Here is a 15135-nt window from a genome sequence, read left to right on the forward strand (position 1 = left end):
ATATTTTATTATTTTTTTGGGTTATTTTGTCCATGTATTCTACTTTATGCTTATTATTTAGATATACTACCGCTCCACTGCAGAAGCACACCATAAAAATAATCTGCAGCATCTTGACCAACAACTTGGTCAACCTAGGTGATAAACGGCTTTATAAGGTGACATAACCAACAATGATGTTGGTAGCACTTAAACATAATCAATATAACGTGCCATTAGAAGCACACTTGTTGTTTAAGTATTTGTTCACTGTTTACCATTTGGATTTCAGACATGTCATTACCACACGTAATTCTAACCGTTTTAAGTACACGCGATGCTACTGGTTACGATATCACAAAAGAATTCTCAGCAAGCATTGGTTACTTCTGGAAAGCGAGTCATCAACAAGTTTATCGCGAACTCAATAAAATGGCTCAGAACCATCAAGTCACTTGCGTGCTTGAGCCTCAAGAAGGCAAACCTGATCGTAAAGTTTACTCTATCACTGACGCTGGTCGTGGCGCTTTAGGTGAATGGTTTGAGCAACCAACCGCACACCCAACAGTGCGCGATGAGTTTTCAGCAAAACTAATGGCTTGCGCAGTACAACCTTCTGGCGCGTACCGTATACAACTTGCTGAACTAGTAGAAGAATCTCGTAAATTGGTTTCTCACTACAAAGAAATTGAAGCGGCTTACTACGCAACACCATCAACGCTAGACAAGCAAGCACGCCTTGAGCGTCTGACTCTTCGTCGTAACCTACTCATCCGTGAAGCATGGATTATATGGGCTGAAGAAGCATTGTTAGAACTGGGCGCTATTGCTTAAGCAAGCTAGCAGCTAGAAAAATAAAAGGCTTGGACTGTTAAAGTCCAAGCCTTTTTTGTCTCTGTAGAATGTGTGATCCTATCGCCGATGGCGTTTTGCCAACCGTTTTAATACTAACCACAGTAAGTAAGTGTTCAGAAATAGCGCAAGAAAAAAGCTGGAGAACAAGGCTGCTCTTTTCGACAAGCAGCCTCGGTCAGTCGTTATTCTACAATCAAAAATTCTAACGAAGTTATCGAGGCTTTTAACAAGCTAGGATGACCCGTCATTTACTCCGATGGGTATAACTACAGCGTCGCAACTTGTGGGCGAACACCTAACGTATGACAAAGCGCATACGTCATTTCAGCTCGGTTTAACGTGTAGAAGTGGAAATCTTTTACGCCTTCACGGCTCAATGTACGAACCATATCAATCGCTTGGCTCGCACCAACTAACTGACGAGTGGTTGGATCATCATCCAAGCCTTCAAACTGCTTCGCCATCCAACCTGGAACTTTTACGTTATTCATGGCGGCAAAACGGGACGCCTGCTTAAAATTCGATACGGGTAGGATCCCCGGTATAATCTCAACCTCAATACCAGCAGCAACACAACGATCACGAAAGCGTAGGTAGCTTTCTACATCGAAAAAAAACTGCGTAATGGCACGGTTAGCACCGGCATCCACTTTACGTTTTAGGTTAATAAGATCAGATTGAGCACTTTTGGCTTCAGGGTGAACCTCTGGGAATGCTGCCACTGAGATATCAAAGTCGTGACGAGATTTAAGCAATTCAACAAGATCAGAGGCGTACATATCGGGAGCACCACCGCCAGGCGGAATATCACCACGCAACGCCACAATACTTTCAATGCCATTTGCCCAATAATCATCGGCTATTTGAATCAACTCTTCACGATTTGCATCAATACACGTTAAGTGTGGTGCTGCAACTAGACCCGTTTGGCTCTTGATCTCTTTAATAATTGAGTGGGTACGATCACGTTCACCCGAGTTTGCACCATAAGTGACTGATACAAACTTAGGTTGAAGAGTCTTTAAACGATGAACGGAATTCCACAAAGTCTCTTCCATCTTTTCACTGCTTGGTGGAAAAAACTCAAATGACACATTGATGTTGTCAGAAAGTTCAGCGATATTCTGATTCAAAGCGTCGATATGACTGGCGTGTGTGTATCCCATCTTACTCTCCCTGTGGCAAAAGCAACCACTAATCTCAAATTCCCAAACGACGTATAGACGTCTATATGTCCATAGAATGTATTGAATACGATTTAATGTCAACAGATCGATTATGAATTTTTCTCAAGAAGATCGTGAGTAAAACTTAAGATACTAAGTGGGGACACCAAGCAAAAAAAGCTGAAAACACATTGTGCTTTCAGCCTAATCGATACTAGTGAATAGTCGGTTGTTTACGCCATAAATAAGCTGATTACTTATTAAAACAAGCTCGACATTCTGTTTAAGTCAGATTGAATGGCGCCTGCGGTGACTTCACGTCCAGCTCCGGGACCTCGAATAACCAATGGATTGTCTTTATACCATTTGCTCTCAATAGCAAAAATATTGTCACAAGGCAGTAAATTCGCCAATGCGTGATCTTTTGACAACGCCTCGACCCCTACGGTGGCTTTACCACTCTTTTCTAAACGCGCGACATAACGTAGCACTTTTTGTTGAGCGTGCGCTTTTTCCAAGCGTTCAGCCAGTTCTTCGCTTAGCACTGAAGCTTTATCAAAAAACTCATCGACCGACAGGTCTTTCAACTCTTCAGGAACCAATGATTCTACTTTTACATTCTCAGGTTCAATCTCTAAACCCGACTCACGCGCCAAAATCACCAATTTACGCATCACGTCAGAGCCATCTAGGTCAGCACGAGGATCTGGCTCTGTCAGCCCTTGCTGCCATGCCAAATCAACCAATTCGCTAAACGGCACTGAGCCATCAAACTGTTGGAACAACCAAGATAGAGTCCCCGAGAAGATACCAGACAGTGCCAGGATGTCATCGCCACTTTCACGTAAATCACGTACGGTATGGTTAATCGGTAAGCCGGCTCCTACCGTTGCATTGTACAACCAGTGACGGCTGATCTTAGCAAAGGCACTTTTCACTTGGTGGTAATACTCGCTGGATGCCGAGCCTGCCACCTTGTTGGCTGAAATAAGGTGGAAGCCGTGTTGGGCAATTTGCAGGTATTTTGCTGCAAGCGCTGGACTCGCAGTGACATCAAGTACCACCACTTCATCATAGCCCTGAAGAGAACCCAAACGGTCAAGCCAATCGTCACCATTATTGGCAATGGCTTCATCATCAAAACGTTGACTGACGGAATTCGCATCAATACCTTGCTCATCAAACCAATACGTTTGGCTATCAACCACCGCAACCAAGTTAAAATTCATTCCATGGCGCTTTTCAAGTTCAGCCTTTTGCTCAGCGAACAGACTTAACCAACTTGATCCAATGTTACCCTTGCCACACAAAGCTATCGCAATACGCTTTTGCGCTTGAAATAGTTGAGAGTGTATACCTTTCACTAAACCCGATGTTTCACTTTTACGAAGCACAGCCACCAAGCTCAAGCCTGAATGAGCTTCCGAGATAAACTCAACCGGAGAACCCTTAAGCTGTTGGTAGAAACCGTAACAATGATTTGGATTTTTAGTGACTCCCGCCCCCACAGCAGCAATTAAAGAGAAACCTTCTTTAAGCTTAATTTCGGCTTCAATAGCATGATCTTGTAGGTACTCTAATGCACTGCCTGCTATCTCTTCGGTGTAGGCTAAGCGCAAGCAGTTTTGATCAGGTTCAAGCTCATAAGCTAGAGGCTCTAATTGAGCACGCTGAAGTCCTTCAAGAACTTCATTTTCTAGACGACCGAAATCATGTCCATGGCCGAAAGTTAGCTGAACAATGAAGACTTCATCCAAAGAGGTTATGATTTTTGCACCACGACCTGATGCCAGTACTCGCTCTATCTGCGTAGAGCCGGCTTCTGGCTGATAGCTGCAACGTAAGCTGAGATCCATAGCACTTTGAGCCACAGGTTGAAGCGTTCGGCTATGCAGCACTGGAGCCGCTAGGCGAGCCAATTCACTCGCTTCATCAAGGCGAAGCAGAGGCAATAAACACGCATCAGACACTAAACGAGGATCGGCGCTGTACACGCCAGCCACATCACTCCAAATGGTCACGCGCTCCACCTCAGCTAAAGCACCAATCACGGTCGCTGAGTAATCCGACCCATTACGACCAAGCAGTACCGTTTCGCCCTCACTGTTCTGAGCCATAAAGCCCGTAATCACCACACGGCAATGTGCATGCTGTGCCAGGACTTCTTTAATCAGAGGGTAAGAACGGGCACGGTCAACTTCCGGTTGAGCCCCCACGTCAGCTCGTAAAAAGGCACGCGCATCTTGAGCAACCGCTTGTAAGTCATGCTGGCACAACAAAGCCGCGAGTAGACGTGAAGACCAAACCTCACCGTGTCCAAGCACCTGGGCTTTTTGCGCTTCGCTCAAAGGGGCGGTTAGCTCACCCAAAGCGGTAAATTCCTGTTGAATGGTTGCCGTGAGCTGAATGGCAGCCTCACCTTCAAGCAGTGCTTCAATCAGTCCAAGCTGGAACTGACGAAGTGTTTGCAGACATTCATGTGCGATACGACCATCTTTATCAAGCGCTTCAACAAATTCAATCAAACGGTTGGTTGTTTTACCTGCGGCTGATACAACAACTAAGTCCGTTGCGGATGAGTAGTCTCTGAGAATATTGACCACACGTTGGTAACATTCAGGATTGGCTAAACTGCTACCACCAAATTTATGTAGCTGGCGAAAGTTTGTCATTATTAGGCCTCCCCTTCAGTGATAAAGTGCTGTGTTTTTTCAAAAGCTTGCTTGAGATCGTCAATGAGGTCTTCCGCATCTTCAAGGCCAACCGAAAGACGCAGCAGTTGCTGAGATACACCAGCCTCAGCCAATGCTTCTTCCCCCATAGCTCGGTGAGTCATAGACGCAGGATGACAAATCAGACTTTCAACACCGCCCAATGATTCTGCCAAAGAAAACAGCTCTAACTTATCAACAAAGTATTTAAGCGCTTCAAAAGAACCCGCAAATTCAAAACTCAACATACAACCAAAGCCCGATTGTTGTTTCTTTGCTATCTCGTGCCCCGGATGTTCAACAAGGCTTGGGTGATAAATAGTCCCCACCAGTTCTTGTTGTTGTAGGGCCGTCAGAATGTCACGAGAACTTTCTTCGTGAACACGCATACGCGCCCCCAACGTGCGAATACCACGGAGCGTCATGTAGCTATCAAATGGTGTGCCGGTCGCACCAATACAGTTGCCCCACCATGCTAGCTCTTCAGCATGCTCTTCTGTCTTAGTGACCACAACGCCACCAATCACATCTGAGTGTCCGTTGATGTACTTGGTTGTCGAGTGAATAACAAAATCAGCCCCCAGCTCTAATGGCTTTTGGAACACTGGGGTCAAAAATGTGTTGTCGACAGCAACCAGAGCACCCACTTCTTTCGCTTTACGGCAAGTTTCTGCAATATCAACCACACGAACCAATGGGTTCGATGGGGTTTCGATTAAGATCAACTTTGGCTTGAGCGCGATCGCCGCATCCAGTGCAACTTGATCCGATTGATCAACAAACAGAACGTTGAAATCACCTTTTAATGAGCGAGTGTTAAACAGACGGTAAGTACCACCGTAGCAATCGTGTGGTGCGATAATAAGATCATCACCACCTAGGAAAGCAGAAACCCATAAGTTAAGCGCCGAAGTACCACAGTTAGTGACAACCGCGCCTTTGCCCGACTCAAGCTCAAACAGTGCCGTTTCTAATAAACCGCGGTTTGGATTACCAGAACGAGTGTAATCGTACTTTGGCACTTCACCAAAAGCGGGAAAACCATAGTTAGTCGACAGATAAATAGGTGGGACAACGGCATGATGTTGCTTGTCTGACTCGATGCCCGTCCGTACTGCTATTGTTGCTGGCTTCCGGCTGCTCATAGGTGCTTCCTTACAAGTTTTGCGTCTGAGAATCACAGCGGCTGATCGGCATTTTGCGGCTGTGCTAGATATAGGTTATTCACTTTACTTCCATAAATGTGAGACGTCAACACTTCTAGACGTCCATATGTCTTTGCTTATGGCAGTAAATCCCGCTAAAATCACCACTATTAATTTATTCTAACAACTAAAGTGATGAAGGTACGCAATGGCCGACTGGAATGGTGAATACATAAGCCCATATGCTGAGCATGGAAAGAAAAGCGAACAAGTAAAGAAGATTACAGTTTCTATCCCTCTAAAAGTGTTAAAGGTTCTGACTGACGAGCGAACTCGCCGCCAGATTAATAACCTACGCCATGCCACAAACAGTGAGCTACTGTGCGAAGCCTTTCTACATGCGTACACAGGCCAACCACTACCTACGGATGAAGACCTTCGTAAAGATCGTCCTGACGATATCCCTGCTGAAGTGAAAAAACTGATGACAGAAATGGGCATCGAATTCGAAGCGTTTGACGAAGAATAAAAACAACTCAGTCACTGCCTTCATTATTGATTCGCTATCGCTGAACTCTATTTTTTGCATCACTGACTAGTTTTATCAGTGTGCTGTGAATCAGAGACATAAAAAAACCGACTCCCGATGAGTCGGTTTTTTATTATTCGTTTTCGTCTCGATAACGAAACGACGATATCAGACAACTATGTCATCCAGTTTCTATACTATATGTCTCTATGCCATATAATTAGCTGGCATCTCGATACGAGCTACGCCAGATTCAACCGCCGCTTCCGCTACAGCTCGTGCTACGCGAGGAAGTAGACGTGGGTCCATTGGCTTAGGAATGATGTAACCCTTACCAAACTCCAGTGTAGTCTCACCGGCAGCTGCCAATACTTCAGCTGGAACGTCTTCTTTTGCCAGTTCACGAATCGCTTTCACCGCCGCCAGCTTCATTTCGTCATTGATTTCGCTCGCACGTACGTCTAATGCACCACGGAAAATAAATGGGAAACACAGTACGTTGTTGACTTGGTTAGGGTAGTCACTGCGGCCTGTCCCCATGATTAGGTCAGAACGGACTTCGTGTGCAAGCTCAGGCTTGATCTCTGGGTCTGGGTTTGAACATGCAAACACAACGGGATTATCAGCCATCAGCGTTAGAGCTTCAGCAGGCAGTAGGTTAGGCCCCGATACACCCAAGAACAGGTCTGCGCCTTCGATAACCTCTTCAAGCGTGCGCTTGTCCGTGTTGTTTGCGAACAGCGCTTTGTATTCATTTAGGTCATCACGACGTGTATGGATCACCCCTTTACGGTCAAGCATGTAGATTTTTTCACGCTGAGCGCCACATTTAATCAGTAGTTCCATGCATGCTACAGCCGCTGCGCCAGCACCCAAACAGACGATCTTACACTCTTCAAGCTCCTTACCTTGAAGTTCAATCGCATTCAGCATACCCGCAGCCGTTACAATCGCCGTACCGTGTTGGTCATCATGAAATACCGGTACATCACAACGTTCAATCAGGCGACGTTCAATCTCAAAACAGTCTGGGGCTTTGATGTCTTCCAGGTTAATACCGCCGAATGTATCTGCGATATTCGCAACCGTATCAACGAACTCATCGATTGTGCGGTGTTTTACTTCAATATCGATAGAATCTAAACCAGCAAAACGCTTAAACAGGAGCGCTTTACCTTCCATAACAGGTTTAGAAGCAATAGGGCCAAGGTTACCGAGACCAAGAATCGCCGTACCGTTAGAGATAACAGCAACCATATTGCCTTTACCTGTGTACTTATAAACGTTATCGACGTTCTGTGCGATCTCGCGAACAGGCTCAGCCACGCCAGGGCTGTATGCAAGTGCCAGATCTTCTGCAGAGTTTGCAGGCTTCGTCAGGGCGACGGCAATTTTACCTGGCATTGGGAACTCATGGTAATCAAGAGCTTGCTGACGGAATTGTTCTTGAGGTGATAAATCTTGAGAGGATTGAGCTTGGCGGCTGTCTTCAGACATGGGTGTTAGTTCCTAGGATATTATTATTTGGGGGATCTTGTTCATGTTAATGGATGTACTTCAAAGTTCCTAGATGGCTACAGCTTCTGTCTCATTAAAAAACGAGATTTCACTACTAATAAGACCAGTGAGCAGTTGAAATTACTGCCACTTGTTGAACTTTTGAACGGATACTTATCGTGCATAATATGGGAAGCACATATAAGAATAAGCCTTCGCCATTGATGATGAATTGGCGCAGAATTCGAGCGGCCTAATATTCATGGCTTTCTCAAAGGCTAAACAACAAAAAAGGACACCGAAGTGTCCTTTTTTATGTCTAAATAGCGAGAATTACTTCTTGCTAGAAAGAGCACCAAAACGCTTGTTGAAGCGATCAACACGGCCGCCTGTATCTACGATACGTTGCTTACCAGTGTAGAATGGGTGACATTTGTCACATACGTCTAGGTGGATTGATTCTTTTGCTAGCGTTGAGTTGAACTCAAATGTGTTGCCGCAAGAACAAGTTGCAGTAACTGCTTTGTATTCTGGGTGGATTCCAGCTTTCATGGGATAACCTCAAGTAGGCCGTGTCGCTATACGATTCTAAGCCGCACACCACACGTAGTTAAAAAATAAATAAAGATACCGCTGCATCACTCAATCGCGATAAAGCCATACCTTTAAGGCGCAGTATAGTAATGAATCTGTGAGGTAGGATCAACTGATTTGATACATTTTTCACCAATAGTGTCTTTATTTCTTTTGTCGCAAAGATGATGGTGATGAATATTTGAGGAGGTGAGTCGTCTTCATGGGGCGACTTAGCCTTCTCTTGCAAACTGTTTCTCGAATTTAGCCGCCTTATCCTTTAGACTGTTCACTCTCGTCATCTCAGCAAAGCCGTCCCTTTATGCGTCCAATGATTGCCCGTGTGGCGCTGCCTGTCCCACTCGACAAGCAGTTTGATTACAAGATTCCCAACCACCTATTTCCGATTATTGGTGGTCGAGTCTCTGTGCCTTTTGGACGGCAAACCTTAACTGGGATTGTGACGGCCCTGGTTAACGAATCTGAATTCGAGCTAGACAAGCTCAAGCCCATTAAAGCTTTGTTAGACAATCAACCCGTTTGGCCTGAATCGGTCTACGCACTCTTGGTATGGTGCAGTCAGTTTTACCAATACCCACTGGGGGAAACCTTAGCCAATGCTCTGCCAAGCGCCTTACGAAAAGGCAAAGCGGCCGACTTTGCGACGCTTGTCGAATGGCAACTGACGCCATCAGGTCGAGATCAACTGATGCAAGGCTTTGGTCGTGCTGTCAAGCAAGCCAAAGTGATGCACATGCTTGAGCACGGCCCGGTTTCTCATCAAGAATTCATTGATGAAGAGGTGGGCAGCGCGGTACTTAAGACGCTGGAAGAAAAAGGCTGGATTGAATCGGTAGAGAAAAAGCCAAAACGCCATGCATGGCCTGTCGAACTCGAAAACGACCAAGACAAACCAAAACTCAATGCAGAGCAAGCCATCGCGATTGCGACCGTCAATAGCCAAACCGACTTTGGTTGCTTCTTGTTAGAAGGTGTCACCGGATCAGGTAAGACTGAGGTCTACTTAAACATGATCAAACCGATCCTTGACCAAGGCAAACAAGCGTTAGTTTTGGTTCCTGAGATTGGCCTAACCCCACAGACCATTAACCGCTTTAAGCGACGCTTTAATGTGCCGGTAGAGGTTATCCACTCGGGATTAAACGACTCCGAGCGATTGAATGCTTGGCTATCAGCACGAGATCAGATTGCTGGCATCGTCATTGGTACCCGTTCAGCGCTATTCACCCCCTTTGCTGATTTAGGCATTATCATTGTTGATGAAGAACATGACGCTTCTTATAAACAGCAAGATAGCCTGCGCTACCACGCTCGTGATGTCGCGATCATGCGTGCTCATAAGGCGCAAATCCCTGTCGTTCTTGGTTCAGCAACCCCCGCTTTTGAAACGCTGCACAATGCTCAAATCGGTAAATACAGTTACCTAACCCTCACCTCACGCGCAGGGGTCGCTTTGCCGACCACCAATAAAGTGTTGGATGTGAAGGGGGAATACCTGGAAAGTGGTTTATCTGCATCACTCATTGCAGAAATGCAAAGACACCTCAAAGCAGGCAACCAAGTGATGCTGTTTCTCAATCGACGAGGGTTTTCTCCGGCATTGATGTGTCATGATTGCGGTTGGACCGCCGAATGTAAACGCTGTGACGCTTACTACACCTATCACCAATACAGTAATGAAATGCGCTGCCACCATTGCGGCTCGCAGCAACATATCGTGCACCATTGCCAAAGCTGTGGTTCACAGAACTTGGTGACAGTCGGTGTCGGTACCGAGCAACTGGAAGCTCAACTAGGTCAGTTATTTCCTGAATACAAAACCGTTCGTATTGACCGAGACAGCACCCGCCGTAAGGGCAGCCTAGAGAGCGCGCTAGAGTCTATTCGTCAGGGGAAATACCAAATACTTATCGGTACACAGATGCTGGCTAAAGGCCACCACTTCCCTGACGTGACACTTGTGGCATTATTGGATGTTGATGCTTCTTTATATAGCAGTGATTTTCGCGCTTCAGAAAGATTGGCTCAATTATTCACTCAAGTTGCCGGTCGAGCAGGGCGTGCTAGTAAACCGGGTGAGGTAATCTTACAAACTCACCACCCAGAACACGGCTTGTTACAAGCGCTTCTTCACAAAGACTATAACCACTTTGCTCAAACAGCACTGGCGGAACGCAAACAGGCGATGTTACCGCCTTATACCTTTATGACTCTGTTTAGAGCAGAAGCGAATGACACGCACTTGGTGGAAGAGTTCTTACGTCAGGTACGTCACACATTGGAATCGCACCCTTTGTTTGACGACTATTGTATGGTGCTCGGTCCAACGCCAGCGCCATTAGCCAAACGAGCAGGTAAATCTCGCTGGCAGTTAATATTGCAAACACAAACGCGCTCGCTTATGCAGAAGCTATTAATGAGTGCAAAACCTGCGATTAATCTATTACCCGCTGCAAAAAAAGTGCGTTGGTCGCTCGATATTGAACCGCAAGATTTAAGCTAAACCCATCATGGTTAAAATTAATGGTGGGTTTATTCAAAAATATTTCATCTTTTTCATGACCCACCTCACACCAGTCGTGTGATTTTTGTTAATCTAACCGTAACTTTACTCGGATGAAACAAATAAAATATTGTCATGAAAAAAGGGTTAGCAACACTTTCATGATATTTGTTCAATCACACTTATTATTCGTGCCTTAGACAATTAGGCAGCAAAGGAACTTAAAAGAGGGTTTAATTTATGGCGACAATGAAGGATGTTGCCCAGTTAGCAGGCGTCTCAACAGCCACGGTATCACGTGCATTGATGAATCCTGAGAAGGTCTCCGTGTCTACTCGTAAACGAGTCGAGACAGCAGTGCTTGAAGCTGGATACTCCCCCAACACATTAGCTAGAAACTTACGTCGCAACGAATCAAAAACCATCATCACTATCGTTCCTGATATCTGTGACCCTTATTTCGCCGAGATCATTCGTGGTATTGAAGATGCCGCAGTAGAAAATGACTACCTTGTTCTGCTTGGTGATAGCGGCCAACAAAAAAAGCGCGAATCCTCATTTGTTAACTTAGTCTTTACCAAGCAAGCCGATGGTATGTTATTACTTGGCACTGATCACCCATTTGATGTCAGTAAGTCTGAACAAAAAAACTTACCCCCGATGGTAATGGCGTGTGAATTCGCCCCTGAACTTGAACTCCCCACCGTGCACATCGATAACCTAACGTCTGCATTTGAAGCCGTAAACTACCTCGCTCAGCTCGGTCATAAACGTATTGCTCAAATCTCTGGACCAGTATCGGCAACGCTATGCAAATTCCGTCAACAAGGTTACCAACAGGCACTGCGTCGAGCTGGGATATCAATGAACCCAGCATACAGCACCATTGGTGACTTTTCCTTTGACGCTGGCGCTCAAGCGGTTCGTCATTTACTGGCACTGCCAGAGCAACCCACCGCCATTTTCTGTCACAACGATGCGATGGCGATCGGGGCCATTCAAGAAGCAAAAAGGTTAGGTTTACGTGTTCCTCAAGACCTCTCCATTGTTGGCTTCGATGACATCCAATTTGCTCAATACTGCGATCCACCGTTAACCACGATTTCTCAACCTCGTTATGAAATTGGACGCCAAGCGATGTTAATGATGTTGGATCTACTGAAAGGCAATGATGTACAAGCGGGTTCTCGTCTACTTGAAGCAAAATTGGTCGTTCGAGGCACGACGGCACCACCACGACTATAAGCTTTCGAAATACCGATATCAGTCTGCAGCACATTTTAATATGTCGCTTCGATTTCTAGACTATTATCCTCATGCGATCTGGATTACCATGAGAGCAGAATCATCAACTATTGAATTGTCTTGTGGCTAAGAAAGATTATGTAACGCGTGGTCGTGGCACAAAAAAAACGACTAAAAAACAAGCTCCTCGCCGTAAACCTTGGCGCAGTGGCCTTTTAGCGATCCTCCTTGTCGGTGGTTTTGTTTATGGGCTTTACTTACTGAGTAATGATCCTGAGCCGCCAGCACCGGTTCCAGTCGTAAGTAAACCAACACCGAAGCCAAAACCAACGAAAGTGATCCCGCCCCCTCCTGAAGAGAAGTGGGACTACGTTGAAACATTGCCAAGCCGTGAGATTAAAGTACAAGCCAAAGAACAAACGGTCTCCAAGATCCCTTACGTCATGCAGTGTGGGGCTTACAAAACCTCAGCACAAGCCGAAGCTCGTAAATTGGATATTGCCTTCCAAGGCCTCTCGAGTGAAATCCGTAAAAAAGAAGGGAGCAGTTGGTATCGTGTGGTTCTAGGACCATACAAGTTTAAGCGCGACGCAGAGCGAGCTCGTCATAAGCTGCAACGAGCAAAAATCGAACCTTGTGCAATTTGGAAGGATACCGATTAGCGACGACGGCAATAACGCCGTTACATCTGCCATCGCCATACAACACCAAAAACCTCCTATTGTGGAGGTTTTCTTTTGTTCCCCCGCTTTAAACCCAATATCTTGACGACTTCCGTCGATAAGTTGCGCGACATCACTCGTGGTTCCTTGAATTATCCAACTATCATCCTCATATACTTTTCATACCCAAAGATAAGAATATTAAGAGGCCCTACTCGTGACTACCATAGTATCTGTACGTCGTAATAATAAAGTCGTCATCGCGGGTGATGGACAAGTATCTCTAGGCAATACTGTAATGAAGGGCAATGCCCGTAAAGTACGTCGCCTATACAACAACAAAGTACTGGCAGGTTTCGCTGGCGGTACGGCTGATGCTTTCACGCTATTCGAAAAATTTGAAAGCAAACTGCAAATGCACCAAGGCCACCTAACCAAAGCTGCCGTTGAGCTAGCGAAGGATTGGCGTAGCGATCGCGCGCTCCGTAAATTAGAAGCCTTGCTGGCGGTTGCGGATGAAACTGCGTCACTGATCATTACAGGTAACGGCGATGTTGTTCAGCCTGAAAATGACCTGATTGCGATCGGTTCGGGCGGCAACTTCGCTCAAGCTGCAGCGACTGCACTATTAGAAAATACAGATTTAGATGCGCGTGAAATCGCAGAAAAATCGCTGAATATTGCTGGCGATATCTGTGTGTTCACCAACCATCACCACACTGTTGAAGAACTAGAAAGCACCGTTGAGCTGCCAAAGCCAGAGTAACGAACGCTTCCATCAACAACCTTGTATTCAACCGTGATTAAAGAATTAAGGAAAAACCATGTCTGAGATGACTCCTCGCGAAATTGTTCACGAACTCAATCGCCACATTATCGGCCAAGACAACGCTAAGCGTTCCGTGGCTATCGCTCTGCGTAACCGCTGGCGTCGTATGCAGCTTGAAGAAAGCTTGCGTGTTGAAGTATCACCAAAGAACATCCTAATGATTGGTCCAACGGGTGTTGGTAAAACTGAAATTGCTCGCCGTCTAGCGAAACTAGCCAACGCGCCTTTCATCAAGGTAGAGGCGACTAAGTTCACCGAAGTGGGTTATGTTGGTAAAGAAGTGGAAACCATCATCCGTGATCTAACGGACGTTGCCATCAAGATGACGCACCAACAAGCGATGGAAAAAGTACAGTACCGCGCGGAAGAACAAGCTGAAGAACGTATTCTAGATGCCCTTCTACCGCCAGCACGTGATGCTTGGGGTCAGAACGAGCAATCAACTGAAGACACCACTTCTTCCAACACTCGCCAGATTTTCCGTAAGAAACTGCGTGAAGGTAACCTCGACGATAAAGAGATTGAAGTTGATGTCGCTGCACCGCAAATGGGCATTGAAATCATGTCACCTCCTGGCATGGAAGAGATGACGAACCAACTGCAAGGCATGTTCCAAAACCTAGCTGGCGACACCAAGAAAAAGCGCAAGATGAAAATCAAAGACGCATTCAAGGCACTGACAGAAGAAGAAGCTTCAAAGCTTGTCAATCAAGAAGAGTTAAAAGAGAGCGCAATCTTCAACGCTGAAAATAACGGCATCGTATTCATCGATGAGATCGACAAAATCTGTAAGCGTGGCGATAGCTCAGGCCCAGATGTCTCTCGTGAAGGCGTTCAACGTGACCTACTGCCTCTTATTGAAGGCAGTACAGTATCCACAAAGCACGGTATGGTGAAAACGGACCACATCTTGTTCATCACATCAGGCGCATTTCAAGTGGCTAAACCCTCTGATCTGATCCCTGAACTACAAGGTCGTCTGCCTATTCGTGTAGAACTTGAAGCCCTGTCAGCGAATGACTTTAAACGCATTCTGACTGAACCCAAAGCCTCTCTAACAGAGCAATACATTGCCCTAATGAAAACAGAAGATGTCAACATCGAGTTCACTGAAGATGGCATCAACCAAATTGCTGACGCAGCATGGCGCGTAAACGAAACCACTGAAAACATTGGTGCTCGTCGTCTACACACAGTAATGGAGCGTCTGATGGATGAGATTTCATTCAACGCAACAGACAAAGCTGGCAGCAAACTCGTGATTGATGAAGCTTACGTAACATCGAAACTTGGCGAATTCGTAGAAGACGAAGACCTAAGCCGCTTCATTCTGTAGCACACGAAATACCAACTTAATTGCTCTATCTCAAAGAAAGAGCAGCTAATCGGTGAATTCAAGGCCCACTTTCGAGTGGGCTTT

The 15135-nt window shown here is 45.8% G+C and carries 12 protein-coding genes; 7 read left to right on the top strand and 5 right to left on the bottom strand.

Annotated features, from left to right (window positions below):
• The first annotated feature begins 273 nt into the window (after positions 1 to 273).
• On the top strand, positions 274 to 813 hold the full coding sequence (locus tag OCU36_RS12620; protein ID WP_261838276.1) for a PadR family transcriptional regulator: 540 nt from the start codon (positions 274 to 276) through the stop codon (positions 811 to 813).
• Positions 814 to 1100: 287 nt separating this feature from the next.
• Here the strand turns inward: OCU36_RS12620 and metF are convergent, their stop codons facing one another.
• The 3 genes from metF to OCU36_RS12635 form a co-directional block, all read right to left on the bottom strand.
• Positions 1101 to 2000 (bottom strand): methylenetetrahydrofolate reductase, encoded by a 900-nt coding sequence (gene metF, locus OCU36_RS12625; RefSeq protein WP_261838277.1) that lies wholly within the window; start codon positions 1998 to 2000, stop codon positions 1101 to 1103.
• Between the two features lie 260 nt (positions 2001 to 2260).
• Positions 2261 to 4672, bottom strand: coding sequence for a bifunctional aspartate kinase/homoserine dehydrogenase II (locus tag OCU36_RS12630; protein WP_261838278.1), 2412 nt, complete (start codon positions 4670 to 4672; stop codon positions 2261 to 2263).
• 2 nt (positions 4673 to 4674) lie between these two features.
• The gene (locus OCU36_RS12635) at positions 4675 to 5856 is read right to left on the bottom strand and encodes an O-succinylhomoserine (thiol)-lyase (protein WP_261838279.1); all 1182 of its coding nucleotides are present in this window, start codon (positions 5854 to 5856) and stop codon (positions 4675 to 4677) included.
• 208 nt (positions 5857 to 6064) lie between these two features.
• Between OCU36_RS12635 and metJ the strand changes: the two genes are divergently transcribed.
• Positions 6065 to 6385, top strand: a complete 321-nt coding sequence (gene metJ / locus OCU36_RS12640; protein WP_004415993.1) for a met regulon transcriptional regulator MetJ — start codon at positions 6065 to 6067, stop codon at positions 6383 to 6385.
• Positions 6386 to 6592: 207 nt separating this feature from the next.
• Here the strand turns inward: metJ and OCU36_RS12645 are convergent, their stop codons facing one another.
• Complete coding sequence (locus OCU36_RS12645) at positions 6593 to 7882, bottom strand: malic enzyme-like NAD(P)-binding protein (RefSeq protein WP_261838280.1); 1290 nt, start codon at positions 7880 to 7882, stop codon at positions 6593 to 6595.
• A 333-nt stretch (positions 7883 to 8215) separates the two neighbouring features.
• On the bottom strand, positions 8216 to 8434 hold the full coding sequence (gene rpmE, locus OCU36_RS12650; protein ID WP_004737142.1) for a 50S ribosomal protein L31: 219 nt from the start codon (positions 8432 to 8434) through the stop codon (positions 8216 to 8218).
• A 343-nt stretch (positions 8435 to 8777) separates the two neighbouring features.
• Between rpmE and priA the strand changes: the two genes are divergently transcribed.
• The 5 genes from priA to hslU all read left to right on the top strand — a co-directional run bounded on the left by priA (position 8778) and on the right by hslU (position 15051).
• Complete coding sequence (priA, locus tag OCU36_RS12655) at positions 8778 to 10979, top strand: primosomal protein N' (protein WP_261838281.1); 2202 nt, start codon at positions 8778 to 8780, stop codon at positions 10977 to 10979.
• A 240-nt stretch (positions 10980 to 11219) separates the two neighbouring features.
• Positions 11220 to 12224: a DNA-binding transcriptional regulator CytR gene (cytR, locus tag OCU36_RS12660; RefSeq protein WP_261838282.1), complete on the top strand. Its 1005-nt coding sequence runs from the start codon at positions 11220 to 11222 to the stop codon at positions 12222 to 12224.
• A 122-nt stretch (positions 12225 to 12346) separates the two neighbouring features.
• Entirely contained in the window at positions 12347 to 12886 is a 540-nt protein-coding gene (locus tag OCU36_RS12665; RefSeq protein WP_261838283.1) for an SPOR domain-containing protein, read from the top strand.
• A gap of 217 nt (positions 12887 to 13103) precedes the next feature.
• Entirely contained in the window at positions 13104 to 13652 is a 549-nt protein-coding gene (gene hslV, locus OCU36_RS12670) for an ATP-dependent protease subunit HslV (protein ID WP_076656768.1), read from the top strand.
• Between the two features lie 58 nt (positions 13653 to 13710).
• Positions 13711 to 15051 carry an HslU--HslV peptidase ATPase subunit gene (hslU, locus tag OCU36_RS12675; protein ID WP_261838284.1) on the top strand — a complete coding sequence of 447 codons (1341 nt, stop codon included), beginning with the start codon at positions 13711 to 13713 and terminating at the stop codon, positions 15049 to 15051.
• The last annotated feature ends 84 nt before the right edge of the window (positions 15052 to 15135 follow it).

Origin of the sequence: Vibrio artabrorum (assembly GCF_024347295.1) — a bacterium.
GTDB lineage: Bacteria > Pseudomonadota > Gammaproteobacteria > Enterobacterales > Vibrionaceae > Vibrio > Vibrio artabrorum.